Annotated in this window: 23 protein-coding genes; 5 read left to right on the top strand and 18 right to left on the bottom strand. The window is 71.5% G+C overall.

Features of this window, described 5'->3' with window-relative positions:
- Positions 1-50 precede the first annotated feature (50 nt).
- From ABD973_RS26675 to ABD973_RS26665, 3 genes are all read right to left on the bottom strand, one after another.
- Positions 51-665: a vitamin K epoxide reductase family protein gene (locus ABD973_RS26675; protein ID WP_125820526.1), complete on the bottom strand. Its 615-nt coding sequence runs from the start codon at positions 663-665 to the stop codon at positions 51-53.
- A 187-nt stretch (positions 666-852) separates the two neighbouring features.
- Positions 853-2,112, bottom strand: a complete 1,260-nt coding sequence (gene hisS / locus ABD973_RS26670; RefSeq protein ID WP_125820527.1) for a histidine--tRNA ligase — start codon at positions 2,110-2,112, stop codon at positions 853-855.
- A 10-nt stretch (positions 2,113-2,122) separates the two neighbouring features.
- Positions 2,123-2,833, bottom strand: a complete 711-nt coding sequence (locus ABD973_RS26665; protein WP_125594190.1) for an MBL fold metallo-hydrolase — start codon at positions 2,831-2,833, stop codon at positions 2,123-2,125.
- Positions 2,834-2,985: 152 nt separating this feature from the next.
- On the opposite strand from ABD973_RS26665, the gene ABD973_RS26660 reads away from it, so the two are divergent.
- The 3 genes from ABD973_RS26660 (at position 2,986) to ABD973_RS26650 (ending at position 6,662) form a co-directional block, all read left to right on the top strand.
- Entirely contained in the window at positions 2,986-3,768 is a 783-nt protein-coding gene (locus ABD973_RS26660) for a peptidylprolyl isomerase (RefSeq protein ID WP_125820529.1), read from the top strand.
- Positions 3,769-3,957: 189 nt separating this feature from the next.
- Complete coding sequence (locus tag ABD973_RS26655; RefSeq protein ID WP_125820530.1) at positions 3,958-5,187, top strand: DUF349 domain-containing protein; 1,230 nt, start codon at positions 3,958-3,960, stop codon at positions 5,185-5,187.
- 230 nt (positions 5,188-5,417) lie between these two features.
- Positions 5,418-6,662: a glycosyltransferase family 39 protein gene (locus tag ABD973_RS26650; protein WP_241253172.1), complete on the top strand. Its 1,245-nt coding sequence runs from the start codon at positions 5,418-5,420 to the stop codon at positions 6,660-6,662.
- A 117-nt stretch (positions 6,663-6,779) separates the two neighbouring features.
- Here ABD973_RS26650 and ABD973_RS26645 read toward each other — a convergent pair whose 3' ends face one another.
- From ABD973_RS26645 to pgsA, 15 genes are all read right to left on the bottom strand, one after another.
- The gene (locus ABD973_RS26645) at positions 6,780-9,203 is read right to left on the bottom strand and encodes a RelA/SpoT family protein (RefSeq protein WP_125820531.1); all 2,424 of its coding nucleotides are present in this window, start codon (positions 9,201-9,203) and stop codon (positions 6,780-6,782) included.
- A gap of 287 nt (positions 9,204-9,490) precedes the next feature.
- A complete protein-coding gene (locus tag ABD973_RS26640) occupies positions 9,491-10,048 on the bottom strand; it encodes an adenine phosphoribosyltransferase (RefSeq protein ID WP_125820532.1) in 558 nt (185 codons plus the stop codon).
- Positions 10,045-11,100 (bottom strand): protein translocase subunit SecF, encoded by a 1,056-nt coding sequence (gene secF, locus ABD973_RS26635; protein WP_345502497.1) that lies wholly within the window; start codon positions 11,098-11,100, stop codon positions 10,045-10,047. Before secF ends, ABD973_RS26640 begins: the two co-directional genes overlap by 4 nt.
- 3 nt (positions 11,101-11,103) lie before the next feature.
- Positions 11,104-12,918: a protein translocase subunit SecD gene (secD, locus tag ABD973_RS26630; protein WP_125820534.1), complete on the bottom strand. Its 1,815-nt coding sequence runs from the start codon at positions 12,916-12,918 to the stop codon at positions 11,104-11,106.
- Positions 12,919-13,068: 150 nt separating this feature from the next.
- Positions 13,069-13,512, bottom strand: a complete 444-nt coding sequence (gene yajC / locus ABD973_RS26625) for a preprotein translocase subunit YajC (RefSeq protein ID WP_260618494.1) — start codon at positions 13,510-13,512, stop codon at positions 13,069-13,071.
- Between the two features lie 164 nt (positions 13,513-13,676).
- Entirely contained in the window at positions 13,677-14,738 is a 1,062-nt protein-coding gene (gene ruvB / locus ABD973_RS26620; RefSeq protein WP_185899134.1) for a Holliday junction branch migration DNA helicase RuvB, read from the bottom strand.
- 405 nt (positions 14,739-15,143) lie between these two features.
- Complete coding sequence (gene ruvA, locus ABD973_RS26615; protein ID WP_345502495.1) at positions 15,144-15,773, bottom strand: Holliday junction branch migration protein RuvA; 630 nt, start codon at positions 15,771-15,773, stop codon at positions 15,144-15,146.
- The gene (gene ruvC, locus ABD973_RS26610) at positions 15,770-16,309 is read right to left on the bottom strand and encodes a crossover junction endodeoxyribonuclease RuvC (RefSeq protein ID WP_125594182.1); all 540 of its coding nucleotides are present in this window, start codon (positions 16,307-16,309) and stop codon (positions 15,770-15,772) included. Before ruvC ends, ruvA begins: the two co-directional genes overlap by 4 nt.
- 120 nt (positions 16,310-16,429) lie before the next feature.
- Positions 16,430-17,182 (bottom strand): YebC/PmpR family DNA-binding transcriptional regulator, encoded by a 753-nt coding sequence (locus ABD973_RS26605; RefSeq protein ID WP_125594181.1) that lies wholly within the window; start codon positions 17,180-17,182, stop codon positions 16,430-16,432.
- Between the two features lie 57 nt (positions 17,183-17,239).
- Positions 17,240-17,830 carry a pyridoxal 5'-phosphate synthase glutaminase subunit PdxT gene (gene pdxT / locus ABD973_RS26600; RefSeq protein WP_345502490.1) on the bottom strand — a complete coding sequence of 197 codons (591 nt, stop codon included), beginning with the start codon at positions 17,828-17,830 and terminating at the stop codon, positions 17,240-17,242.
- An 8-nt stretch (positions 17,831-17,838) separates the two neighbouring features.
- Entirely contained in the window at positions 17,839-18,756 is a 918-nt protein-coding gene (pdxS, locus tag ABD973_RS26595; RefSeq protein WP_007263067.1) for a pyridoxal 5'-phosphate synthase lyase subunit PdxS, read from the bottom strand.
- Positions 18,757-18,891: 135 nt separating this feature from the next.
- The gene (locus ABD973_RS26590; protein ID WP_042800642.1) at positions 18,892-19,434 is read right to left on the bottom strand and encodes a LemA family protein; all 543 of its coding nucleotides are present in this window, start codon (positions 19,432-19,434) and stop codon (positions 18,892-18,894) included.
- Between the two features lie 28 nt (positions 19,435-19,462).
- Entirely contained in the window at positions 19,463-20,626 is a 1,164-nt protein-coding gene (locus tag ABD973_RS26585; RefSeq protein ID WP_125820536.1) for a glycosyltransferase family 4 protein, read from the bottom strand.
- Entirely contained in the window at positions 20,626-21,528 is a 903-nt protein-coding gene (locus ABD973_RS26580) for a phosphatidylinositol mannoside acyltransferase (protein ID WP_125820537.1), read from the bottom strand. Before ABD973_RS26580 ends, ABD973_RS26585 begins: the two co-directional genes overlap by 1 nt.
- Positions 21,528-22,193, bottom strand: a complete 666-nt coding sequence (gene pgsA / locus ABD973_RS26575) for a phosphatidylinositol phosphate synthase (protein ID WP_125594174.1) — start codon at positions 22,191-22,193, stop codon at positions 21,528-21,530. Before pgsA ends, ABD973_RS26580 begins: the two co-directional genes overlap by 1 nt.
- Before the next feature lie 263 nt (positions 22,194-22,456).
- On the opposite strand from pgsA, the gene ABD973_RS26570 reads away from it, so the two are divergent.
- Both ABD973_RS26570 and ABD973_RS26565 read left to right on the top strand, forming a co-directional pair.
- Positions 22,457-24,661, top strand: coding sequence for an elongation factor G-like protein EF-G2 (locus ABD973_RS26570; protein ID WP_345502486.1), 2,205 nt, complete (start codon positions 22,457-22,459; stop codon positions 24,659-24,661).
- A 235-nt stretch (positions 24,662-24,896) separates the two neighbouring features.
- Positions 24,897-26,579 (top strand): hypothetical protein, encoded by a 1,683-nt coding sequence (locus ABD973_RS26565; RefSeq protein WP_345502484.1) that lies wholly within the window; start codon positions 24,897-24,899, stop codon positions 26,577-26,579.
- Positions 26,580-26,602: the final 23 nt, after the last annotated feature.

Here is a 26,602-nt window from a genome sequence, read left to right as displayed (position 1 = left end):
CAGGAAGCCTATGCGAGGCCACTGACAGCGCGACGGCGCTCAGGTCCGGCTCAGGAGGTCCAGAAGTCCCACCAGCGCGTCAGGATCAGCATGCCGATGATCCCGATGTGCAGGACCGGCAGCACCCAGGTGAACTCGTCCAGGAAGCCGCGAAGCCACGCGGGGGCGGGCAGCAGGCCCTGGCGCACGTTGTGCGAGGTGACGTACCAGAACATCAGGATGGTGGCGACCCAGGCCAGGCAGCACCACAGGCAGAGCGAGTTGATGTTGTACAGGGACTGGTACGTCAGCCAGGCGCAGAACCCGACGCCGAAGAGGGTGCCCGCGTTCAGCGTCAGCCAGTACCAGCGGGCGAACCGGGCCCCGGCCAGCAGGCTCATGCCGACGCAGATCACGATCCCGTAGGCGACCAGGCCGAGCATCGGGTTGGGGAAGCCGAAGACGGCCGCCTGCTCGCTCTTCATGATGTTGCCGCAGGAGACGACCGGGTTCAGGGAGCAGCCCGGGACGAAGTTCGGGTCCTCGAGCAGCTTGAACTTGTCGATGGTGATCACCCACGCGGCCAGCAGGCCCGCCGCTCCGGTGATGACCAGCAGCAGGGCGAGCGCCCGGCTCCCGCCGAAGGTCCGCGGAGCGGTGTCCGCGCCTGCGCCTGTTGTCGTCATCCCGATCCCGCCCGCTCCGCTTCCGCAAGGTCATCAAGCAGGGGCCATTGTGCCGTACGGCGGCGGGCGCCATCCGTTCGCGGAGGATAAGGACGGCCGGGAAACACCCCGGTTCCCGGCCCGGAAAAGCGCCGGGGGCGGAGCGGGGAGGACTCCCCCGCCCCGCCCCCGGCGGGCGGTCCGGACGTCAGGCCAGACGGGCCCGCACCTCGGCGACCAGGTCGGAGACGGCCACGGCGGCCTGCTCGCCGGACTCCATGTCCTTGAGCTGGACGACGCCCTCGGCGAGGTCGCGGTCACCCGCGACGATCGCGAGGCGCGCGCCGCTGCGGTTGGCGTCCTTCATGGCGCCCTTGAGGCCCTTTCCACCGTAGGACATGTCGGCCGCGACCCCGGCCCGGCGCAGCTCGGTCACCAGTGCGAAGACGGCCGGCTTGGCCTCGCCCAGCGCGACCGCGAACACCGCCGTCGACGCCGGGATGTCGAGCTGCACGCCTTCCGCCTCCAGGGCGAGGACGGTGCGGTCCACGCCGAGCGCCCAGCCGACGGACGGCAGCGCCGGCCCGCCGATCATCTCGGACAGGCCGTCGTAGCGGCCGCCGCCGCCGACGGCGGACTGCGAGCCCAGGCCGTCGTGGACGAACTCGAAGGTGGTGCGGGTGTAGTAGTCGAGGCCGCGCACGAGCTTCTCGTCGTCCTCGAAGGCGACGCCGGCGGCCGTGACCAGGGCCCGGACCTCCTCGTGGTACGCCTTGCACGCGTCGCACAGGTAGTCGCGCAGCACGGGCGCGCCGGCCAGCTGCTTCTGCACCTCGGGCCGCTTGTCGTCGAGGACGCGCAGCGGGTTGATCTCGGCCCGGCGGACGGTCTCCTCGTCGAGGTCGAGACCGCCCAGGAAGGTCTGGAGGGCCTCCCGGTAGACCGGGCGGCACTCCTTGTCGCCGAGCGAGTTCAGCAGGATGCGGAAGTTGCGCAGGCCGAGCGAGCGGTACGCCTGGTCGGCGAGGATGATCAGCTCGGCGTCCAGGGCCGGGTCCTCGGCGCCGATGGCCTCGGCGCCGACCTGCGAGAAGTGGCGGTAGCGGCCCTTCTGCGGCTTCTCGTAGCGGTAGTACGAGCCCGAGTACCAGAGCTTGACCGGCAGGTTGCCCTTCTTGTGCAGGCTCGACTCCAGGGCCGCGCGCAGCACGGAGGCCGTGCCCTCGGGGCGCAGGGCGAGCTGGTCGCCGCCCTTGGTGGTGAAGGCGTACATCTCCTTGGAGACGATGTCGGTGGACTCGCCGACGCCGCGGGCGAAGAGGCCGACGTCCTCGAAGCCCGGGGTCTCGATGTAGCCGTAGCCGGAGTTCCGCAGGGGCGCGGAGATGGCCTCGCGCACCGCCAGGTACGTCACGGAGACCGGCGGGATCAGGTCGTACGTGCCCTTGGGGGCCTGAAAAGTAGCCACGAAACTCTCGTCACATTCCTCGTCGTGGGGCGGCGGTGCCGTCCCCCAGGCCGGCGGCGACTTCCCGCAGGTACGGGTTGGTCGCGCGCTCGCGGCCGATGGTGGTCTGGGGACCGTGGCCGGACAGCACCACGGTCGAGTCGTCCAGCGGCAGGCACACGCGGGCCAGCGACTGGAGCATCTCGGCGTGGGAGCCGCCGGGCAGGTCGGTGCGTCCGATGGAGCCGGCGAACAGCAGGTCGCCCGAGAAGAAGACGGGCGGGACGTCCGCCTGCTCGGGCATCCGGAAGGTCACCGACCCCTTGGTATGCCCGGGCGCGTGCGCCACGGAGAACTCCATCCCGGCCAGCTTCAGGGCGGCGCCGTCGGTGAGCTCGCGGACGTCGTCCGGCTCGCCCACGGTCAGCTCCCCCATGAGCGGCATGCCGATGGAGCGGCCGAGCGCCTTCTCCGGGTCGCTCATCATGTAGCGGTCCTGGGGGTGGATCCAGGCCGGTACGTCGTGTGCTCCGCACACCGGGACCACTGAGGCCACATGGTCGATGTGGCCGTGGGTGAGGACGACGGCGACGGGCTTGAGGCGGTGCTTCTTCAACGTCTCCTCGACGCCCTGGGCGGCCTGGTGGCCCGGGTCGATGATCACGCACTCCTCACCGGCGGCGGGGGCGACCAGGTAGCAGTTGGTGCCCCAGGCCCCGGCGGGGAATCCGGCAATCAGCACGTTCGTCCTCAATCGTCGTCCGGTGGGCGGCACCGGATCGGAATCTGCTGCTCAGAGCGTACCGGCGCCCCTCATCACACAGCGAACCCATATACGGTACGGCCTAACCCAGCCCGGACAGCGGTACCAGAGACGCACAAGGAGACGACCCGGTGGTCACGAGCGATCAGCGTCGGCGACAGCTCGCCAGGGAGAAGTACGAGCGCCAGCAGAAGCGACGCGCGGAGGCCCGGCGCAGGTCGCGGCAGCGCCTGGCGGTCATCGGCGCGGCCTCGGCCGTGGTGATCGCCACGCTGGTCGGCCTCGTCGTGGGCGGTGTGTTCGACAGCGGGGACACGAAGGACTCGGCGGCCGACCCCTCGTCGTCCCCGTCGGCGCCGACGCCGAAGAAGTCGCCCTCGCCCGCCATGGCGATCGACGACAAGGCGAAGTACACCTTCGACCTGAAGACCAGCGCGGGCGACGTGAAGTTCGAGATGGACGCGGCGAAGACCCCGCAGACGGTCAACTCGTTCAAGTCGCTCGCCGACAAGGGCTTCTTCGACAAGACCAAGTGCCACCGCCTGGTCACCGGCGGGATCTTCGTCCTCCAGTGCGGCGACCCGGAGGGCACCGGCATGGGCGGTCCCGGCTACAACGTCCCGGACGAGAACCTGGACTCCCTGGGCAAGCCCAACGAGCAGGGGCAGGTGGTCTACCCGGCCGGCACGGTCGCGATGGCCAACACCGGCCGTCCCGGCACCGGCGGCAGCCAGTTCTTCCTCGTCTACAAGGACAGCCCGCTCGCCCCGTCGTACACCCCCTTCGGGAAGATCGACGCGGCCGGTCTGAAGGTGCTGGAGGAGGTGGCCAAGGCCGGGACCGCGGACGGCGCCCAGGACGGGGCCCCCAAGACCCCCGTGACCATCGAGAAGGGCACCGTCACCAAGAACTGACCGGGCCGCGCGGCCCCGGGCCCGGCCGGCCCGCCGCCCGTACGTCGATATTCCGTCGTGCGGGATGCGGACAGCCGGCCCGGCGGTCGCCTATGTTGGCGTTGTGCAGGGCGGGCGCTGCCCGCCCCAGGAAACTGTGGACGATGCCCGGGGGTCCACCCCCGGCGGGCATCAGGTGGAGGAGGCGCTGTGAGCAGCGACCCGTGGGGCCGAGTCGACGAGACCGGCACCGTGTACGTGCGTACTTCCGAGGGCGAGCAGGTCGTCGGCTCGTGGCAGGCGGGCACCCCTGAGGAGGCCCTGGCCTACTTCGAGCGCAAGTACGAGGGCCTGGTGGTCGAGATCGGCCTCCTCGAACGGCGGGTTCGGACCACCGATCTGTCCGCCAAGGACGCCCAGACGGCGATCGAGCACCTGCGTACCCAGGTCGACGAGCACCACGCCGTCGGCGACCTGGAGGCGCTCCGCGTCCGGCTCGACAAGCTGGTGGCGACGGTGGACTCGCGGCGCGAGGAGCGCAAGGTCCAGAAGGCCAAGCAGGCCGACGAGGCCCGTACGGCCAAGGAGGCCCTGGTCACCGAGGCGGAGCAGCTGGCGCAGAGCGACCAGTGGCGCAGCGCCGGTGAGCGGCTGCGCGCGCTGGTGGACATCTGGAAGGGTCTGCCCAGGCTCGACCGCAAGTCGGACGACGAGCTGTGGCACCGCTTCTCGCACGCCCGCTCGGCCTTCTCCAAGCGCCGCAAGGCGCACTTCGCGGCGCTGGACGCGCAGCGCGAGGACGCCCGCAAGGCCAAGGAGAAGCTGGTCGCCGAGGCCGAGTCGCTGTCGGGGTCGACGGACTGGGGTCCGACGGCCGCCCGCTACCGCGAGCTGATGGACAGCTGGAAGGCGGCCGGCCGGGCGCAGCGCGAGGCCGAGGACGACCTGTGGAACCGCTTCCGCGGAGCCCAGGACGTGTTCTTCGCGGCGCGCGGCGAGGTCTTCGCGGAGCGCGACGCCGAGCAGGTCGAGAACCTGAAGCTGAAGGAGGAGCTGGCCGTCGAGGCGGAGAAGCTCCTGCCGGTGACGGACCTGAAGGCGGCGCGGGCCGCGTTCCGCTCCATCAACGAGCGCTGGGAGGGCATCGGCCACGTGCCGCGCGACGCCCGTCCGAAGGTAGAGGGCCGGATGCACGCCGTGGAGCGGGCCATCCAGGAGGCCGAGGAGGGCGAGTGGCGGCGTACGAACCCGGAGGCGCGGGCCCGTGCGGCCGGTCTGACGGGTCAGCTGCAGGCGGCCGTCGACAAGCTGCGTGAACAGATCGACGCGGCGCGCGCGGCCGGCAACAACGCGAAGGCGGACAAGCTGGCCCGGGAGCTGGAGGGCCGGCAGGCCCTGCTGGACCAGGCGCTGAAGGGCCTGGAGGAGTTCGGCGGCTGACGCCGCGCGCTCCCGCTCCCTGGGCTTTCCGACGGACGGGCACCACCGGTTTTCGGCCGGGTGGTGCCCGTCCGTCGTTCCGGGCGTACGGCGTCCGCACCCGCCCCGCCGGGTGCGGCCCTCCGTTATCAGGTCGACGCAGCCTGCGGGTCTGTCGCACCTCGATCATGTGTACCGTTGTACGGTGCCGCCTCGGCGGACCCCCAGCCGGGCGAGGACCAGGATCGAAAGTGACGCATACCCACATACGCGCGGATGTCCCAGAGACCCGTCCCGTCGCGCGGCACGCCGCCGACAAGAGGACACCGGGACGCCCGGGGGTCGGGCGGCGCGTACTCGCCAGTCTGCGGCGGGCCCGGAAGGCGCTGCTGATCCACATCGGGCTGCGGGCCGTCGGGCTGGCCGTGATGGCCGTCTGGGCCCGCCGCGAGGGCGTGGGGCCGCTGGAGGTCCTGGGCGGGCGCTGGGACTCCGACTTCTACCTCCACATGGCCGAGCACGGCCTGACGACGGAGATGCCCGCCTCCTGCGGCCCGGTGGGGCCGGGGTGCCAGATGGCGTTCTTCCCCGTCTACCCCCTGGTGGTGCGGTGGACGGTGAACGTCACGCACCTGCCCGTGAACTGGGCGGCGATCGGGGTGGCGCTGCTCGCGTCGGTGATCGCCGCGTGGGGCGTCTTCGCCGTCACCGACAAGATCTACGGGCGCCGGGTCGCCCTCTTCACCTGTGCCCTGTTCGCGATCGTTCCGGCGGCGCTGGTCCAGTCGATGGCGTACACCGAGCCGGTGTTCCTCGCCCTGTCGGCGTGGGCGATGTACGCGGTGCTGACGAAGTCCTGGCTGACGGCCGGTGTGCTGGCCTTCCTCGCCGGTGCCACGCGTCCCTCGGGGTCGGCGATCGTCGCGGCCGTGGTGCTGGCGGGCGTCTGGGAGATCGTGCAGTGGCGCCGTAGGCGGCGCGTGCAGCGTCCGCCCGTGGGGCGGATCCTGGCGGCCTCGCTGATCGCGCCGCTGGGCTGGTTCGGCTACGTGGGCTTCGTGGGCCTGCACTTCGGCCGCTGGGACGGCTACTTCGAGCTCCAGGACCGCTGGGGTTCGAAGTACGACGGCGGCATCGACACGCTGCGGTCGCTGAAGAAGACCTTCACGGACACGCACCTCACCCTCAACCACGTCGTGGTGTCGCTGACGGTGGTCGCGGCCGTGGTGCTGTTCGTCATGATCACGCGCAAGCGCCGGCCCCCGGCGGTCGTGTGGGTCTTCACGGCCATGATCATGCTGGTGGCGCTGGGCGGCGCGGGCTTCTACTACTCGAAGATGCGCTTCATCATGCCCGCCTTCCCGTTGCTGTTCCCCTTCGCGCTGGCCCTGGCCAGGGCCCGGCGGAGCACGGTGATGTGGGTCGTCGGGGCGGCCACGGTGGTGTCCGCGCTCTTCGGCGGCAACCTCAACTTCGTCTGGTGGGCCAACCCCTGATCCGCCGGCCGCCCGTGACGGCAGTGGGCGCCACCCCCTCGGGGGTGGCGCCCACTCGCGCTTGCGGCTTCCGGCTTCCGCTTCGGGTTCCGCTCGCCGTTCCCGTTTCCCGTTCCGCTACGGCCTGCGGGCCGAGGTGACGCGGTACACGTCGTAGACGCCCTCGACACCGCGTACGGCCTTCAGGACGTGCCCCAGGTGCTTGGGGTCGCCCATCTCGAAGGTGAACCGCGAGGTCGCCACCCGGTCGCGGGAGGTCTGCACGGCCGCCGAGAGGATGTTCACGTGCTGGTCCGACAGGACCCGGGTGACGTCCGACAGCAGCCGGGACCGGTCCAGCGCCTCGACCTGGATGGCCACCAGGAAGACGGAGGACTGGGTCGGCGCCCACTCCACCTCCAGCATCCGCTCGGGCTGCTGGGAGAGGGAGTCGACGTTGACGCAGTCGGCCCGGTGAACCGATACGCCACTGCCGCGGGTGACGAAGCCGATGATCGGGTCGCCCGGCACCGGGGTGCAGCAGCGGGCCAGCTTCACCCACACGTCCTCGACGCCCTTGACGACCACGCCGGGGTCGGCGTTGCCGCGCCGCTTGGTGCGGGCGCGCGACGGCGGGACGCTCTCCTCGATGTCCTCGTTGGCGGCCTCCTCGCCGCCGAGGGCCTGCACCAGCTTCTGCACGACGCCCTGCGCGGCCACGTGGCCCTCGCCGATCGCCGCGTAGAGGGAGGAGATGTCCGGGTAGCGCATCTCGTGCGCCAGGGTGACGAGGGAGTCGCCCGTCAGGATGCGCTGGATGGGCAGGTTCTGCTTGCGCATGGCCCGGGCGATGGCGTCCTTGCCGTGCTCGATGGCCTCGTCGCGGCGCTCCTTGGAGAACCAGGCGCGGATCTTGTTGCGGGCCCGCGGGGACTTGACGAAGCCGAGCCAGTCGCGGGACGGGCCCGCGCCCTCGGCCTTCGAGGTGAACACCTCGACGAGGTCGCCGTTGTCCAGGGTCGATTCGAGCGGCACGAGCCGCCCGTTGACCCGTGCCCCTATGGTGCGGTGGCCGACCTCGGTGTGGACCGCGTACGCGAAGTCCACGGAGGTCGCGCCGGCGGGCAGCGCGATGACGTCGCCCTTGGGGGTGAAGACGAAGACCTCGTTGCGGGAGAGGTCGAAGCGCAGCGAGTCGAGGAACTCGCCCGGGTCCTCCGTCTCCTTCTGCCAGTCGAGCAGCTGGCGCAGCCAGGCCATGTCGTTGACGGTGTCCTGGCCGGCACTGCCCTTGGCGGCCTGCGGGACGTCCGTGCGGACCTTGGAGGCGCCGGCGACGGTCTGCTGCTTGTACTTCCAGTGCGCGGCGATGCCGTACTCGGCGCGGCGGTGCATGTCGAAGGTGCGGATCTGGAGTTCGACCGGCTTGCCGTTGGGCCCGATGACCGTCGTGTGGAGCGACTGGTACATGTTGAACTTGGGCATCGCGATGTAGTCCTTGAACCGGCCGGGGACCGGGTTCCAGCGCGCGTGCACGGTGCCGAGGGCCGCGTAGCAGTCCCGGACGGTGTCCACGAGGACTCGGATGCCCACCAGGTCGTAGATCTCCGCGAAGTCACGGCCGCGGACGATCATCTTCTGGTAGACGCTGTAGTAGTGCTTGGGTCTGCCCGTGACGGTGGCCTTGATCCGGGCCGCCCGCAGGTCGACCATCACCTCGTCCGTGACGAGGGCGAGGTACTCGTCGCGCTTGGGCGCCCGCTCGGCGACGAGGCGCACGATCTCGTCGTACATCTTGGGGTAGAGGATCGCGAAGGCGAGGTCCTCCAGTTCCCACTTGATCGTGTTCATGCCGAGGCGGTGGGCCAGGGGCGCGTAGATCTCGAGGGTCTCGCGGGCCTTCTTCTCCTGCTTCTCCCGCTTGAGGTAGCGCATGGTGCGCATGTTGTGCAGGCGGTCGGCGAGCTTGATGACCAGGACGCGCGGGTCCTTCGCCATGGCGACGACCATCTTGCGGACGGTCTCGGCCTGGGCGGCCTCGCCGAACTTGACCCGGTCGAGCTTGGTGACGCCGTCGACGAGGAGGGCCACGGCGTCGCCGAAGTCGCGGCGCAGCTGCTCCAGGCCGTACTCGGTGTCCTCGACGGTGTCGTGCAGCAGGCCGGCCATCAGGGTGGCCGGGTCCATGCCGAGCTCGGCGAGGATGGTGGTCACCGCGAGCGGGTGGGTGATGTACGGGTCGCCGCTCTTGCGTTTCTGACCGCGGTGCCAGCGTTCGGCGACCTGGTAGGCCTGCTCGATCTGGCGCAGCGTCGCCGTCTCGATCTTCGGGTCGTTGCTGCGGACTATGCGGAGCAGGGGTTCCAGTACCGGGTTGTACGGGTTGGAACGCTGCACACCGAGGCGCGCCAGCCGGGCGCGCACCCGGTTGGAGGACCCGCCCGGCCTGGCCGGAACGGGCTTGACCGGCGGGGCCGGCGGGGGCGTGGCTGCGGCCGCCGCGGCCGGGTCGGCCTTCGGGTCGGGCTGTGCGGCGGAGAGTGGCTGGACCTCGTCTGGCAAGAGCGCTCCTCTGGGATCCGGGGCCCCGGTCAGGTCCGGATAACCCATGGTAGCGAGGGTTCCGCCGCCCCGTTCTCCTCGGCCGCCCACTGGGACACGGCCCCAGGCCCACTCCGGCCCGCCTGCATTGCGACCCCGCCGCCCGGCATCCGGCCCCACGCAAGTCCAGCCCCGCCGGCGTTCGAGGCGCGGGGGTCCGGGGGCAGAGCCCCCGGCAGCGGCGCCGCACACGAAAACGGCGGGCACCCGGAACATCCCGGGCACCCGCCGCATCGGCGGAGCGGACGTCAGACCACGAGCAGCGCGTCCAGGGGTACGTCGCCCAGGGCCGGAGCCAGCTTCTCCCGGCCCGGGAGGAACGACAGCTCCATCAGGACGGCCACCCCGGCGACCTCGGCACCGGCCCGCCGGATCAGCTCCAGCGAAGCCTCGGCGGTACCGCCGGTCGCGAGGACGTCGTCGATGACCATGACCTTGTCACCGGCCGCCAGGTCCTCCGCGTGGACCTCGATCTCGGCGGTGCCGTACTCCAGCTCGTACGACTGCGCGAGCGTGGCGCCGGGCAGCTTGCCGGCCTTGCGCACCGGGATGAAGCCGATGCCCGCCTGGACGGCGACCGGGGCGGCGAGGATGAACCCGCGCGCCTCCAGGCCGACGATCTTGGTGGCGCCGTACCGTACGGCCAGCTCCACCAGCGCCTCCGTCAGCGCCGCGAAGGCCTTCGGGTCGGCGAGCAGCGGGGTGATGTCCTTGAACACCACGCCCGGCTTCGGGTAGTCCGGGACGTCCTTGATCCGGCCGAGCAGCAGCTCGCGGAGTTCGGGCGTGGAGGAGGGCGCGGTCACCGGCGCCGCCTCCCCTGGCCGCCCTGGGCCACGACCTGCGGGGTGTCGTCCCCGTCGGCGCCCTCGGCGTCCTCGCCCTTGGCGGCCGCGGATGCGCGCTTGGCGAGGACCCGCTTGGTCAGCGCCTTCATCGCCGGCTCGCGCTCCTTCAGGTCCACGACCAGCGGGGTCGCGATGAAGATCGAGGAGTACGCACCGGCCGCGAGGCCGACGAACAGCGACAGCGAGATGTCGTTGAGCATGCCCGCGCCGAGGAAACCGCCGCCGATGAAGAGCAGGCCCGCGACCGGGAGCAGCGCGACGACGGTGGTGTTGATCGAGCGGACCAGCGTGCCGTTGATGCTGCGGTTGGCGATCTCGCTGAACGTGTAGCGGGTCTGCTTGGTGATGTCCTTCGAGCCCTCCTTCAGACCGTCGAAGACGACGACGGTGTCGTAGAGGGAGTAGCCGAGGATGGTGAGCAGACCGATCACGGTGCCCGGGGTGACCTCGAAGCCGACCAGCGCGTACACGCCGACGGTGATGGTGAGGTCGTGGATCAGCGCGATCAGCGCGGCGACGGCCATCCGCCACTCGAAGGCGATGGCGAGGTAGATCACCACGAGGACCATGAAGACGCCGAGGCCGGTCCAGGCCTTGTTGGCGATCTCCTCGCCCCAGCTCGGGCCGACCAGGTCGGCGTTGATCTGGGCCGCGTCGACCTTGAGGTCGGTGCCGAGCTGCTTCTTCACGGACGCGGCGTCGTCGGTGTCCAGACCGGAGATCTGGATCCTCAGTCCGCCGTTGCCGAGCTGCTGGACGATGGCGTCGTGACCCGAGGCCTTCTCCGCGCTCTCGGTCGCGTGGGCGACGGAGACGGTCGTCTTCGGGGTGGTGAAGACGGCGCCGCCCTTGAACTCGATGCCCATGTTGAGGCCCTGGACGGCCAGGGCCACGATCGCCGTGATGGTGATCAGGATGGAAACGCCGTACCAGAGAAAGCGCTTGCCGACGAAGTCGTAGCCGACCTCACCGCGGTACAGCTTGGCGCCGAGATCTCCCAGCTTCGACATCTCTCACGCCTCCTTTGCGTCGACGGGGGCGGGAACGGGCGCGCCGCGGCGGGACCGGCGCAGCGGCGGCTTGGCGCCCAGCCGCTTCGGGTCCAGGCCGGACCACGGGTGTCCGCTGGAGAAGAACTTCGTACGGGCCAGCAGGGTCATGACCGGCTTGGTGAAGAGGAACACCACGGCCACGTCGAGCAGGGTCGTCAGACCCAGCGTGAAGGCGAAGCCCCGCACCTTGCCGACGGTGACGACGAAGAGCACCGCGGCCGCCAGGAACGACACGAAGTCGGAGACCAGGATGGTGCGGCGGGCACGCGGCCAGGCGCGCTCGACGGCCGGACGCAGGGTGCGGCCCTCGCGGATCTCGTCGCGGATGCGCTCGAAGTACACGATGAACGAGTCGGCGGTGATGCCGATCGCGACGATCGCGCCGCAGACGGCCGGCAGGTTCAGGGCGAATCCGATGCCCTTGCCCAGCAGGGCCATGATCGTGTACGTGAGGATCGCGGACACCAGGAGGCTGACGATGGCGATGAAGGCCAGGCCGCGGTAGTAGACCAGCAGGTAGATCACGACGAGCGCGAGGCCGATGGCGCCGGCGATGAGGCCGGCCTTCAGCTGCTCGCCGCCGAGCGCGGCGGTGACGGTGGTGACGCTGTCCTCCTGGAAGGACAGCGGCAGCGCGCCGTACGAGAGCATGTTGCCCAGGTCCTGCGCGGACTGCTGGGTGAAGCCGCCGGAGATCTCGGCGTTGCCGCCGGTCAGCGCCTGGCTGACGGACGGGTCGGAGATGACCTCGCCGTCGAGCACGATCGCGAACTGGTTCTGCGGGGACTGCTTGGTGGCGAGCTCACCGGTGATCTTGGCGAACTTGTCGGCGCCCTTGTCGGTGAACTGCATGGTGACGATCCACTGACCGCGCTGCTGGTCGATGACGCCCTTGGCGTCCTTCACGTCCGTACCGGCGACCTGGGCCGGACCGAGGATCCACTTGCCCCACTGGTTGCCGCGCTGACCGCAGGCGACCATCGGGTCCTCGGGCTTGACGCCCTGGCCCGCGGCGGCGCGCTGGTCCTCCTTGGTGCAGTCCAGCGTGGCGAACTTCGTCTGCAGGTTCGCGAGGGCCGGGTCGGCCGACGGGGTCGGCGCGGGGGCCGGGGCCGAGGCGGAGGGCGTGGCCTTGCTGTCGTCTGCCTTCTTCGACTCGCTCGCCGAGGGCGAGGGAGTGGGGGTGCCCGGGGCCTTGAGGGCCTCGCTGAGCACACGGCCCTGGGAAGTGGCGCTGGACGACGGGGTGGCCGACGCGGAGGGCTTGGAGCTGCCCTCGGGCTTCGGGGCACCGGAGCCGCTCGCGGAGGGGCTCGGGGACGCGCCCGTGGACGTGCTCGGCTTCGGCTCGGGAGCGGCGGGGGCACCGTCGGCGAAGGCCAGCACGGGGCGGAAGTACAGCTGGGCGGTGGTGCCGACCTGATCGCGGGCCTGCTGCTCGTTCGTCCCCTTGGGGATGTTCACGATGATGTGGTCGCGGCCCTGCGTCTGGACCTCGGCCTCCGAGACGCCGAGACCGTTGACACGGCGCTCGATGATGCCGACCGCCGTGTTCATGTTGGTCTCGTTGACGGCGTCCGGCTTGCCGGGCTCGCTCTTGGCCTTGAGCGTGATGCTCGTACCGCCGGCGAGGTCGATGCCCAGGCGGGGCGTCGTCTGCTTCGTGAGGAACATCCCCGCGGTGAGCGCCACCATCGCGATCAGGATGATGGCCAGGGCGCGCCCCGGCCTCCCCTGAGCCCCCGTGGGCCGCCGGCCCTTCTTCGGTGCTGCCACCTTGTCGTTTCTCCCTGTCCAACCGTCCCGCGCCGGGTCAGCGCGCGGACGGCCACGAAATGTGTGGTGGGGACCCCTGCCCCCCGCAGAAGTTCACTGCGGGAACCGCGGCGGATGCCGGTCGGACACCACCGCGGTCCCTGCCGGCCGCTACTTGGCGCCGGGCTCGCCGTCGGTCTTGCCGTCCTTCGGCTCGTCGTCGCCCTTGGGCTCGTCCTTCTTGCCCAGGTCGAGCTTGGGGGCGTCGCCCTCGGTCAGCGAGGAGGCGTCGTCGGGGACGACCGGCGCGTCCTCCTCCGTGGTCTCGGAGAAGCCGTGGACGATCCGGTTGTACTCGGCGTCCTCCAGCACGGCGCCGATGGCGTTCTTCGCGTAGACCGCGTGGACACCGGGGGCCACCTCCAGGGTGACGGTGTCCTCGCCGATCTCCTTGACCGTGGCGTACATGCCGCCGATGGTGCGCACGCCGGTGCCGGTCGTCATCTGGTCACGCATCGAAGCGGCCTGGGCCTGCTTCTTCTTGGCGGACCGGGTCATCAGGAACATCGCCCCGATGAGCACGATGAACGGGAGCAAGAAGCTGATGTTGTTCACGGGACGAGGATCCTTCGCACGGCCGCGCCGGGGAGCGGCCATTTCTACGGGGGTGGGCACGCCGACCCGAAGGGTCGGCATCGGCGGAGTCTAGGCGAGTCCGCACCGATGGAACAACGCCCAGCATGGCACCGCAGTTCCTGACCGGTCGAACCTCCGCGCCGTCAGGCCCCGAAGAGGCCCTGTTGTCCGCTTGTTCCGCCGCCGCCCTGCTGGGGCGGGACGAGCCCCAGGTGGGCCCATGCGGCGGGGGTCGCGATCCGGCCGCGCGGGGTACGGGCGAGCAGCCCCTCCCTGACGAGGAAGGGCTCGGCGACCTCCTCGACCGTCTCGCGCTCCTCTCCCACGGCGACGGCGAGGGTGGACAGCCCGACGGGCCCGCCGCCGAACAGCTTGAGCAGCGCCTCCAGCACGGCCCGGTCGAGCCGGTCGAGCCCGCGCGCGTCCACCTCGTACACCTGGAGGGCGGTGGCGGCGATCTCACGGGTGATCACCCCGTCGGCCTTCACCTGGGCGTAGTCGCGCACGCGGCGCAGGAGCCGGTTGGCGATGCGCGGGGTGCCGCGGGAGCGGCCGGCGATCTCGGCGGCCCCGGCGGTGTCGATCTCGACGTCGAGCAGGCCGGCGGAGCGGCGGACGACCCGTTCCAGCTCGGCGGGGGCGTAGAACTCCATGTGCCCGGTGAAGCCGAAGCGGTCCCGCAGGGGCGGGGGCAGCAGGCCCGCCCGGGTCGTCGCCCCGACGAGGGTGAACGGCGGCAGCTCCAGCGGGATGGCGGTGGCACCGGGGCCCTTGCCGACGATCACGTCGACGCGGAAGTCCTCCATGGCCATGTACAGCATCTCCTCGGCGGGCCGGGACATGCGGTGGATCTCGTCGAGGAAGAGGACCTCCCCCTCCTGGAGGGAGGACAGGATCGCGGCGAGGTCCCCGGCGTGCTGGATGGCGGGGCCGGAGGTGATCCGGATGGGCGCGCCCATCTCGGCGGCGATGATCATGGAGAGGGTGGTCTTGCCGAGGCCGGGCGCGCCGGACAGCAGCACGTGGTCGGCGGTGGCGCCGCGCTGGCGGGCGGCCTTCAGCACGAGGTCCAGCTGCTGGCGGACCTTCTCCTGGCCGACGAACTCGCCGAGGTCCTTGGGACGCAGCGCCGCCTCGACGGCGGTGTCCTCCCCGTCGGCGGCGGCCGCCACGATCCGGTCGTCGCTCTCGTCGTCCCAGTTCACGGTGTTCAGTCTGCCTTCTACGTCGTCGCGGTGGTGGTCGGGGGGGGTCCCGTGCCGGGGGCCGTGCCGTTCCGGGTGCGGGGGCTGCGCGTGTACCGCTGCGCGGGGCGGTCCCCTACCCGCCCTTCCCCCGTTCCCAGGGGCTCCGCCCCTGACCCCGCGCCTCAATCGCCGGCGGGGCTGGGAGAACCGGGGCTCCGTCCCCGGACCCCGGTGCGCTCAAGCGCCGCGCGGGCTGGATTTCGCGCAGCGAAATTCCAGCCCCGCCGGCGCTTGAGGCGCGGGGGTCTGGGGACGGAGCCCCCGGAAGGGGGTCCGGGCGCAGCCCGGGGAACGGGCGAAGGGCGGGTAGCGGACCCCGGCCCCGCGCAGCGGCACGGCACGGCACGGCGCGGCGGGAGCCCGTCAGCGGGCCCGGTTCAGGGACTGGAGCGCGGCCCGCAGCAGCTGCGGTACGGGCGCCGACCCGCCGGAGGCAATGGCCGCCTCGGCCTGCGGCGTCACCGCCGACACCGCCTCCTCCGCGTCCCGCGACGCGTACCCCAGCCCGATCAGCGCGGCCGTGAGCTGCTCCGTCCACGGCGCCGGCCCCGCCGCGGCGGGCGCGCGCTGGGCACCGACCACCACGCCACCCGGCGCGCCCAGCTTCCCCTTCAGCTCCAGCAGCAGCTTCTGCGCCCCCTTCGGCCCGATCCCCGGCACCGCCGTCAGCGCCTTCGCGTCGCCCGCGGCGAACGCCACCCGCAGCGCGTCCGGGGTGTGCACGCCGAGCATCGCCTGGGCCACCCGGGGGCCGACCCCGCTCGCGGTCTGGAGGAGCTCGAAGACCTGGCGTTCGTCGTCGTCGGCGAAGCCGTACAGGGTGAGGGAGTCCTCGCGTACGACGAGGGAGGTGGCCAGCCTCGCCTGCTCGCCCACCCGGAGCCCCGCGATGGTATTCGGCGTGCACTGGACGGCCATGCCCACCCCGCCGACCTCGATCACGGCCAGGGTGGGGGCGAGCGCGGCGACCTGGCCGCTGACGAAGGCGATCATCGGGTACGGCCTTTCAAGGCTGAGGCGGCGTGTTGCACCACCGCCCGCTGGAGGCGGTTCTGGGCGGGGGCCCGCCAGATGTGGCAGATGGCGAGGGCGAGCGCGTCGGCGGCGTCGGCCGGCTTCGGCGGCTCGGCGAGCCGCAGCAGCCGGGTCACCATCGCACCGACCTGCGCCTTGTCGGCGCGGCCGCTGCCGGTGACGGCGGCCTTGACCTCGCTCGGGGTGTGCAGGGCGACCGGTATCCCGCGGCGCGCGGCGCACAGCATGGCGACGGCGCTGGCCTGGGCGGTTCCCATCACGGTGCGCACGTTGTGCTGGCTGAAAACCCGCTCCACGGCGACGAACTCGGGACGGTGCTCATCGAGCCATTCCTCGATGCCCGCCTCGATCGCGACGAGCCGTTGCCCCAGCTCGGCGTCGGCGGGCGTCCGCACGACCCCGACGCCGATCATGGTCAGGGGCCGTCCGGCGACTCCCTCGACCACGCCGACACCGCACCTGGTCAGCCCCGGGTCCACACCCAGTACGCGCACTCCGCCCCCCTCTTCCGACACCTGTGCGTGCAGGCTATCGGCCCGCACCGACAATGCGACGGCGGGCCGACAGGGTGTGTCCTGTCGGCCCGCCGGGAAGAGCGGAGGGTGCGGCGCCGGTCAGGCGTCGACCTTCTCCATGACCTCGTCCGAGACGTCGAAGTTGGCGAAGACGTTCTGCACGTCGTCGCTGTCCTCGAGCGCGTCGATCAGCTTGAAGATCTTGCGCGCGCCCTCTTCGTCGAGCTCGACCTGCATGGTCGGGACGAAGCTGGAGTCGGCGGAGTCGTAGTCGATGCCGGCTTCCTGGAGCGCGGTGCGGACCGCGACCAGGTCGGTGGCCTCGCTGATGATCTCCCAGGTCTCGCCGTTGTCGTTGACCTCTTCGGCGCCGGCTTCCAGGACCGCGTCCAGGACGTCGTCCTCGGAGAGCCCGGCCTTGGGCAGCAGGATGACGCCCTTGCGGTTGAACAGGTACGAGACCGAGCCCGGGTCGGCCATGGAGCCGCCGTTGCGGGTCATGGCGACGCGGACGTCGGAGGCGGCACGGTTGCGGTTGTCGGTGAGGCACTCGATGAGCACCGCGACACCGTTGGGGCCGTAGCCCTCGTACATGATCGTCTCGTAGTCGGCGCCGCCGGCCTCGAGGCCGCCGCCGCGCTTGACCGCGGAGTCGATGTTCTTGTTCGGGACCGACTGCTTCTTGGCCTTCTGAACGGCGTCGAAGAGCGTCGGGTTGCCGTCGATGTCGGCACCGCCCATACGGGCCGCGACCTCGATGTTCTTGATCAGCTTCGCGAAGAGCTTGCCGCGCTTGGCATCGATCACGGCCTTCTTGTGCTTCGTCGTAGCCCATTTAGAGTGGCCGGACATCCGCCTGTCTCCTTCGCGTAACCAACAGTGTTCGTCTCCGATCCTACCGGGAGCGCGTCACAGCCCCGCGCGCACCATGTCGACGAAGTACGCGTGCACGCGATCGTCGCCGGTGAGTTCGGGGTGGAACGAGGTCGCCAGGACGTTGCCCTGGCGCACGGCGACCGTGTGGCCGTCGTACGTGGCGAGCACGTCGGCGCCGGCGCCGACCGACTCGACCCAGGGGGCGCGGATGAAGACGCCCTCGACCGGGCCGCCCTCTATGCCCGCGAAGTCGATCCGCGCCTCGAAGGACTCGTTCTGGCGGCCGAAGGCGTTGCGGCGCACGATCATGTCGATGCCGCCGAGCGTCTCCTGGTCCTCACGGCCGTCGAGCAGCTTGTCGGCGAGCATGATCATGCCGGCGCAGGTGCCGTAGACCGGCATGCCGGCGCGCACGCGCTCGCGCAGCGGCTCCAGCATGCCGAAGAGCACGGCGAGCTTCGACATGGTCGTGGACTCGCCGCCGGGGATCACCAGCGCGTCGACCTCGGCGAGCTCCTCGGGACGCCGGACCGGCCTGGCCACGGCGTCAGCCGCGGCCAGGGCGATCAGGTGCTCCCGTACGTCGCCCTGGAGGGCCAGGACACCAATAACGGGTGTGGTCATGGCAGTGACTACCAGCCGCGGTTGGCGTAGCGCTCGGCCTCGGGGAGGGTGTCGCAGTTGATGCCGACCATGGCCTCGCCCAGGTTGCGGGACGCGTCCGCGATGACCTTCGGGTCGTCGAAGAAGGTGGTGGCCTTCACGATGGCGGCGGCGCGCTTGGCCGGGTCGCCGGACTTGAAGATGCCGGAGCCGACGAAGACGCCCTCGGCACCGAGCTGACGCATCAGGGCGGCGTCGGCGGGGGTGGCGACACCACCGGCGGAGAACAGCACGACCGGGAGCTTGCCGAGCTCGGCGACCTCCTTGACGAGCTCGTACGGGGCGCGCAGCTCCTTGGCGGCGGCGTACAGCTCGTTGTTGTCGTAGCCGCGCAGCTGGGCGATCTCGTTCTTGATCTGGCGCAGGTGGCGGACGGCCTCGACGACGTTGCCGGTGCCGGCCTCGCCCTTGGAGCGGATCATGGCCGCGCCCTCGGCGATGCGGCGCAGGGCCTCGCCCAGGTTGGTGGCGCCACAGACGAAGGGGGTGGTGAAGGCCCACTTGTCGGAGTGGTTGATCTCGTCGGCCGGGGTCAGGACCTCGGACTCGTCGATGTAGTCGACGCCGAGGGACTGGAGGACCTGGGCCTCGACGAAGTGGCCGATGCGGGACTTGGCCATGACCGGGATGGAGACGGCCTCGATGATCTCTTCGATCATGTTCGGGTCGGACATGCGGGCCACGCCGCCGTCCTTGCGGATGTCGGCGGGGACCCGCTCCAGGGCCATGACGGCCACGGCGCCGGCGTCCTCGGCGATCTTCGCCTGCTCGGCGTTGACCACGTCCATGATCACGCCGCCCTTGAGCTGCTCGGCCATGCCGCGCTTGACGCGGGAGGTGCCGATCGCCGACTCAGCGGACTGGGAAGAGGTGGGAAGCGTGCTCACGGGTTGACCTCACTCGAAACGAACGCGAAGGGAAGACGGGTGGTACTTCGCTGAGAAAACCCCACCGACCAGTCCACTACAAGGGCCAATGTGGAGCCGGTGGCTCTTTCATTTGTCCCCCGCGGCCCTATGAACTCAGGCGGGGCGGTCCGCGAGGTCCACCGGAGGCTCATCGTCCATCTCGAAGGCCAACGGGAACGGCGCGTGTCCCGCCAGTCTGAACCATCGCACCTTGCGGTGGCGGCGCAGCGCGCGGGCGGCCCGTACGGCGTCGTTGAGGAACCGGCGCGCCATGGGCACCCGGCGCACCGCCGCGGCCAGCTCCTCGGCCGCCTCCACCCCGCCCGGGGCGGCCTTGAGCACCTCCACCTGGTCCGCGTCGGCGAACACCGCCCGCAAGGCCTGGCTGAGCTCGCTCTCGGCGACCTCCCGGTACTCCTCCTCGGCCTGCCGCGCGGCGTGCGCGGCCTCGTACAGCACGAGCGAGGACGCGGGGTCGAGCGCCCCGGAGGTGGCCACCTCCAGCACCACCGAAGCCCGGCGCACGAGCTGCGCGTCGAGTGCGGCCCGGGCGGCGTCCATCCGCGTGTGCAACCGGTCCAGCCGCCCGGCGGTCCAGCTGAGGTAGACCCCGACGACGGCGAGCGCCACCGCGATCCAGACAAGGTTTTCGATCACGGGCGGCGACACTACCCGCTACGGGCCCCTACGTGTCCCGCGTGAAGCCCAGGCGGGTGCGGAGGGGGACGCGTTCGTCGGTGGCGACGGCCGCCGCGCCCGCGGTGACCGTTTCGTAGACCGCCAGGATGTCCGCGCCGACCGTCGACCAGTCGAAGCGGCGCACGTGCGCCGAGCCGCGGGCGCTCAGTTCCGCGCGGCGGGCCGGGTCGCGCAGGAGGGCGGTCGCCGCCGCGGCCAGGGAGGCCGCGTCCTCGTTGGCGAACAGTTCGCCCGCCGCGCCCTGGTCCAGTACCTGGGCGAAGGCGTCGAGGTCCGAGGCCAGGACGGCCGCGCCCGCCGAGAGGGCCTCGACGAGGATGATGCCGAAGCTCTCGCCGCCCGTGTTGGGGGCCACGTAGACGTCCACGCTGCGCAGCAGGCGGGCCTTGTCCTCGTCGGAGACCATGCCGAGGAACTCCACCCGGGAGCGCAGGTGCTGCGGGAGGGAGGCCACCGCCTCCTCCTCGTCGCCGCGGCCGGCCACGAGCAGGCGTACGTCGGGGCAGGCCTCGGCGATGGCGGGGAAGGCGGCCATCAGGACCGGGAGGCCCTTGCGGGGTTCGTCGATGCGGCCGATGAAGCCCAGGGTCTGCCCGGACCATTCGGGGTTGGGGTCCGCCTTGGCGAAGAAGTCGACGTCGACGCCGTTCGGGATGACCACCGCGTCCCCGCCCAGGTGTTCGACGAGGGTGCGGCGGGCGTACTCGCTCACCGCGATCCGGGCGCTGATCTTCTCCAGCGCCGGCTGGAGGATCGGGTACGCGGCGATCATCGCGCGCGAGCGGGGGTTGGAGGTGTGGAACGTCGCCACGATCGGCCCCTGGGCCGCCCAGCAGGACAGCAGGCCCAGCGAGGGCGAGGCCGGCTCGTGGATGTGGATGACGTCGAAGACGCCCTCGTGCAGCCAGCGGCGTACCCGGGCGGCGGAGAGGAAGCCGAAGTTCAGCCGGGCGACGGACCCGTTGTAGGGCACCGGCACCGCCCGTCCCGCCGAGACCACGTACGGGGGCAGCGGGGTCTCGTCGTCCGCCGGGGCCAGCACCGACACCTCGTGGCCCTGGCGGATCAGGTGCTCGGCCAGGTCGCGGATGTGGAACTGGACGCCCCCGGGCACGTCCCACGAGTACGGGCACACGATGCCGATCTTCACTACGGCCGCTCCTCCAGGTCGTCGAGCCACAGCCGTTGCAGCATGTGCCAGTCCTGCGGGTGCTCCGCGATGCCCGACGCGAAGGCGTCCGCCACCGCCTGGGTCATGGCGGCGGTCTTCTCGGCCCGCGTGCCCTGCTCGGGCACCTCCACCGCGGGGTGGAAGCGGCCGTACATCTTCGGTGTGTCGCCGTAGTACAGGGTGGCCGGCAGCAGCACCGCGCCGGTCTGCTGCGCCAGCAGTGCGGGACCCGCGGGCATCCGGGCCCGGGAGCCGAAGAAGTCCACCTCGACCCCGGAGGCCGACAGGTCCCGGTCGGCGACCAGGCAGACCAGCCCGCCGGAGCGCAGCCGGCGGGCGAGGGTGCCGAAGGAGGCGCCGCCGTTGTGCGGCAGGACCTCCATGCCCAGGCTCTCGCGGTAGGCGACGAAGCGGTCGTAGAGGGACTCGGGCTTGAGCCGCTCGGCGACGGTGGTGAAGGGCAGGCCGAGGTGGCCGGTGACCCACGCGCCGGCGAGGTCCCAGTTGGCCAGGTGCGGCAGGGCGGCGATGACCCCGCGGCCGGAGGCGAGGGCCTCGCGCAGGAGGTGGTCGTCCTTCAGCTGGACGTCCTCGCCGAAGCGCGCGGGGTCCATGGCCGGCAGCCGGAAGGACTCCATCCAGTAGCGCATGTACGAACGCATGCCCGCGTGCGACAGCTCGCGCAGCCGCTCGGGGGTCGCGTCGGGCACCACGCGGGCCAGGTTGGACTCCAGCCGCAGCACGCTCTTGCCGCGCCGCTTCCAGGCCACGTCCGCGATCTTCCGGCCGAGGGCCACCGCCGCCGGCTCGGGCAGCTTCTTCACGCCCGCCCAGCCGAGCCCGTACAGCCCGTCGACCAGCTTGTCCTGCGCCTTCCCCATCAGAGGGCACCGCCTTCGGCGCGGGCGGCGGCCGCGTCGGCCTCGGCCGCCTCACGGCGGACGGTGACCACCCGCTGGACCAGCGTGACCAGCGAGCCCGCCGCCACGACCCAGAGCGCGACCGGCAGCAGCACCCCGAGCCACGAGGGCGCCCCGAAGGTCTGCAGCCCGGACAGGCCGGCCGCGACCAGGGAGATCACCAGGCGCTCGGCGCGCTCGACGAGCCCGTTGACGGCGACCGGCAGCCCGATCGCCTCGCCGCGGGCCTTCGTGTACGAGACCACCTGCCCGCTGGCCAGGCAGAAGATCGCCACCGCGCAGAGCACGTTGTCGTCGCCCAGGCCCGCGTACCAGAGCGCGAGGCCGCCGAAGATCGCCGCGTCGGCCACCCGGTCGAGCGTGGAGTCGAGGAACGCGCCCCACCGGCTGGAGCTGCCGGCCTGGCGGGCCATGTTGCCGTCCACCAGGTCGGAGAAGACGAAGAGGGTGATGGTGATCGTTCCCCAGAAGAGCTCGCCCCGGGGGAAGAAGACCAGCGCTCCGGCCACCACTCCGGCGGTGCCGATGAGGGTGACGGCGTCCGGGCTCACCCCCCGGCGCAGGAGAAACGCGGCGAACGGCGTGAGAACACGCGTGAAGAAAGCACGCGCGTACTTGTTCAGCATGGCCTTCCCAGAGGGTCGCTGGGCCGAGGGGCCACCACGGCCTCCGGCTGGCCCATCGTAGCCAGGGCCCCGCGCCCGCAGTGCCCCGCACCCACCGGTTCGCTCCGGTTCGGTCCCGCTCCCCGCCCGCCACGGCCCCCGTCACCCTCCCGTCGCGCAGCCGACCGTGGCCGGTACCACGTATGGACGCAGTGTGACGGCAGTGCAAAGCTCGAAGGACCCCGATCACCCTCCTCACCGCGACACCAGGAGGCACGAGAAGCATGGGAGCCACATCACACCAAGCCGGAGCCGCCGGCAGGGCACTGACGGCCGACCGCCCCGATTCCGTACGGAACGTCGTGCTGGTCGGCCACAGCGGGGCCGGGAAGACCACGCTGGTCGAAGCCCTGGCCCTCACCGCGGGGGCCGTGAACCGGGCCGGACGGGTCGAGGACGGGGGCACGGTCTCGGACTACGACGAGATCGAGCACCGCCGCCAGCGCTCCGTCCAGCTGTCCCTGGTCCCCGTCGAATGGGCCGGAATCAAGATCAACATCCTGGACACCCCCGGATACGCCGACTTCGTCGGGGAACTCAGGGCCGGTCTGCGCGCCGCGGACGCGGCCCTCTTCGTCGTCTCCGCCTCCGACGGGATCGACGGAGCCACCCGGATGGTCTGGGACGAATGCGAGGCGGTCGGCATGCCGCGCGCCATCGTCGTCACCCATTTGGAGGCAGCCCGCGCCGATTACTCCCAGATGACCGCCGTCTGCGGAGAGATCTTCGGCGCCGACGACCCGGACGCCGTCATCCCGCTCTACCTCCCGCTGCACGGACCGGCCGGACCCGACGGCCACGCCCCCGTCAACGGCCTGCTGGGCCTGCTCTCCCGCCGCGTGTACGACTACGCCTCCGGCGAGCGCGCCGAACGCGACCCGGACCCGGCCGAGCTCGCCCTCATCGACGACGCCCGCTCCCGCCTCATCGAGGGGATCATCGCCGAGAGCGAGGACGAGACCCTCATGGACCGCTACCTCGGCGGTGAGGACATCGACGTCAAGACGCTGATCGACGACCTGGAGCGGGCCGTCGCCCGGGGCACCTTCCACCCCGTCCTGATGGCCGCCCCCGCCGCCGACGGCGCCCGCCAGGGCCTGGGCACCGTGGAACTCCTCGAACTGATCACCGGCGGCTTCCCCACCCCCGCCGAACGCGCCCCCGTCGCCATCACCGCCCCCGACGGCTCCCCCCGCCCCGCCGTCACCTGCGACCCGGCCGGGCCGCTCCTCGCCGAGGTCGTCAAGACCTCCTCCGACCCCTACGTCGGGCGCGTCTCCCTCGTCCGCGTCTTCTCCGGCACCCTGCGGCCCGAGGAGACCGTCCACGTGTCCGGACACGGCCTCGAGGACCGGGGGCACGAGGACCACGACGTCGACGAACGGATCGGCACCCTCACCTCCCCCTTCGGCAAACAGCAGCGCACCCTCACCGCCTGCATCGCCGGCGACCTCGCCTGCGTGGCCAAGCTCACCCGGGCCGAGACCGGCGACACCCTCTCCGCCAAGGACGCCCCGCTCCTCATGGAGCCCTGGCCGATGCCCGAGCCACTGCTCCCCCTCGCCGTCGAGGCCCACAGCAAGGCCGACGAGGACAAGCTCTCCCAGGGCCTGGCCCGCCTCGTCGCCGAGGACCCCACCCTGCGCCTGGAACAGAACCCGCACACCCACCAGCTCGTCCTGTGGTGCCTCGGCGAGGCCCACCAGGACCTCGTCCTCGAGCGACTCAAAACCCGCTACGGCGTCCATGTCGACCCCGTTCCCCACAAGGTCAGCCTCCGCGAGACCTTCGGCGCCAAGGCCGCCGGACGCGGACGGCACGTCAAGCAGTCCGGCGGCCACGGCCAGTACGCCATCTGCGAGATCGAGGTCGAACCCCTCCCGCCCGGCAGCGGCATCGAGTTCGTCGACAAGGTCGTCGGCGGCGCCGTCCCGCGCCAGTTCATCCCGTCCGTCGAGAAGGGCGTACGGGCCCAGGCCGCCCGGGGCATCGCGGCCGGCTATCCGCTGGTCGACGTACGCGTCACCCTGCGCGACGGCAAGGCGCACTCGGTGGACTCCTCCGACGCCGCCTTCCAGACGGCCGGCGCCCTCGCCCTGCGCGAGGCCGCCGCCGACACCCCGATCCACCTACTGGAGCCCGTCGCCGAACTCGACGTCGAGGTCCCCGACGAGTACGTCGGGCCGGTCATGAGCGACCTCGCGGGCCGCCGCGGCCGCGTCGTCGGCACCGAACAGGCCGGTCCCGGCCGGTCCCGGGTGCGCGCCGAGATCCCCGAGATCGAGATCGGCCGCTACGCCGTGGACCTGCGCTCCGTCTCCCACGGCACGGGCCGCTTCAGCCGCACGTACGCCCGACACGAGCCCATGCCGCCGCACCTCGCGGACAAGATGCGCGAACAGGCCGAGAAGGGAAGCCAGTTGACATAGCACCCCGGTTACCGCCCACCCAACCGGCTTGCGGTGGGCGGTATTTCCCTGTCCCATGACCATGGGGACGGGTACGCATATAGGCTCTTCGCCGCGACGGAGAGCACAACGGACCACAACGGAGCGCGACACGGGCGGGAAACGACCGGGCGCGACACGCCGCCGGCGACGGCGGCACGACTAGCACGACGGCACCACGGGCAAAGAGCACAGTGGCACGGCGATGGGGGCAGCGGTGGCGGACGACGGTTTCGACTTCAGGCCCGGAGCACAGATTCCTCTCCAGGGGGGCGGCGGCCAGACCGCGGCGACCAACGCCCTCGCCTCCGCCGCGTACCGCGACGGCGGCAGGGACACCAAGCTGGAGACCATTCTCACGGCGAACAGCGAGAACCACCCGGCCTCGGTCAAGGCCCCGAAGATCTCCCTCCTCGAACCCAGCCTCGGCGAGGCGTTCTGCCGCGCCGTCGAGGCCCGCACCCTCGGCGCCGGCCGCAAGCCGCTCATCCAGTCCTTCGGCGCCGACCCGCAGACGGTCGTCGAGCACTGCCTGGCCGCCTCCCGCATCCGCAAGGAACGCGACCGCAAGCTGCGCCTGATCATGCTGGTCGCCGGAGTGGTGTTCCTGCCCGGCCTGCTGCTCTGGCTCGGCCTCTTCCAGCTGCGCAAGACCCTGTCCAAGGGCGGGGGCAGGAAGAGCACCTGGATCGGCACCGCCCTGCTCGTCGGCGTCGTCCTCGTCGGCGCCGTGCTGCTCTACCGGGTCGTCTACCGCCAGCCGGGCAGCGGCCTGCTGGAGCTGTACCTGCTCGGCGCGCTCGTCGCCCCCGTCCTCGGCTGGTACCTGGCCCGCCGGATCTGCGAGAACACCGCCGCCGACCTGCGCTCCCGCTGGGACGGCCTGCTCGGCGGCGGCGCCCCCGTCGCCGCCAAGATCCCCGAGGCGGTCCCCGTCAACCCCGACGAGAAGGCCCGCGAGGACCTGCGCCACCAGCTGGCCAAGCTGACCGCCGAGAACCGCAGCAACTCCGTCTTCTACGCCGGCCCCAAGGGCATCCTCGGCATGGGCACCCGCTGGGGCAGCTGGCAGATGGCCGAGGAGCTGAACCCCAAGAGGGACGGGCACGAGATCCACCCGTTCCGCAGCTGGGACGTCATACGCGCGATCGACGCGCAGCTGCGCAAGCTGGAGCGCGGCCCCCTGCACACCGGCGGCTTCCCGCCCGCCTCCCTCCAGCACTGGATCGTCACCCCCGTCGGCGAGGGCGCCGCCGAGGTGGCCCGCCCCAGCGGCGACAGCGTCGACACCTTCCTGGTCAAGCCGCACGAGATCACCCGGATCTGCAACGAGCAGCAGTTCAGCGCCGGCAACCGGCACTACCTCGGCATCCAGTACCCGCTCTGGGACGGCCAGCTCGTCATCACGATGCTGGTCACCGTCACGGTCCTCTACAAGACCCTGCGCGTGGACGTCACCGCCCACGCCCTCGGCCCGGTGCACGGCCTGTTCACCACCAAGTCCAAGGCGCCGGTGATCGAGGTCCCCAAGTCCATCCGCTTCTGGGAGACGGTGGAGCGCCCGCTGCCGCTGGTGGACACCATGGAGGTGGTGCGCCTCGCCGCGCGCGCCCCGCTGACCTGGTACCCGCCGCTGCTGGAGTACTTCGGCGGCAAGCTGGTCCTGCCCGAGCCCTTCGGGCTGCGGCACGTCTGGGCGGGGTCCATGTGGCGCCACCGCTTCATGGCGGACGACGCGCTGCGCACCGTGGCCCCCGTGCTGCGGTCGGTGCACGCGGCCACGTTCAAGGTGCTGGAGGAGAACGGCGTGGACACCGCGGCCTTCACCAACCGGTCCTCGATCATGAACGGCCTCATCCAGGAGCCCGCCCCGCGCAAGGCGGACGTCTACGACGCGTAGGCGGCCGGGCCCCGCGGGCTGAC

Source organism: Streptomyces racemochromogenes, assembly GCF_039535215.1.
Lineage (GTDB): Bacteria > Actinomycetota > Actinomycetes > Streptomycetales > Streptomycetaceae > Streptomyces > Streptomyces racemochromogenes.
The sequence above is the reverse complement of the archived record's forward strand: the minus strand, read 5'-3'. Positions and strand labels throughout refer to the sequence as shown.

Excerpts from the sequence above, each read along its gene's own strand:
- ABD973_RS26675 (WP_125820526.1), bottom strand. The coding sequence starts at position 665 with ATGACGACAACAGGCGCAGGCGCGGACACCGCTCCGCGGACCTTCGGC.
- secF (WP_345502497.1), bottom strand. The coding sequence starts at position 11,100 with ATGTCGAAGCTGGGAGATCTCGGCGCCAAGCTGTACCGCGGTGAGGTC.
- ruvA (WP_345502495.1), bottom strand. The coding sequence starts at position 15,773 with ATGATCGCCTTCGTCAGCGGCCAGGTCGCCGCGCTCGCCCCCACCCTG.
- ABD973_RS26605 (WP_125594181.1), bottom strand. The coding sequence starts at position 17,182 with ATGTCCGGCCACTCTAAATGGGCTACGACGAAGCACAAGAAGGCCGTG.
- pdxT (WP_345502490.1), bottom strand. The coding sequence starts at position 17,830 with ATGACCACACCCGTTATTGGTGTCCTGGCCCTCCAGGGCGACGTACGG.
- ABD973_RS26580 (WP_125820537.1), bottom strand. The coding sequence starts at position 21,528 with ATGGGGAAGGCGCAGGACAAGCTGGTCGACGGGCTGTACGGGCTCGGC.
- pgsA (WP_125594174.1), bottom strand. The coding sequence starts at position 22,193 with ATGCTGAACAAGTACGCGCGTGCTTTCTTCACGCGTGTTCTCACGCCG.
- ABD973_RS26570 (WP_345502486.1), top strand. The coding sequence starts at position 22,457 with ATGGGAGCCACATCACACCAAGCCGGAGCCGCCGGCAGGGCACTGACG.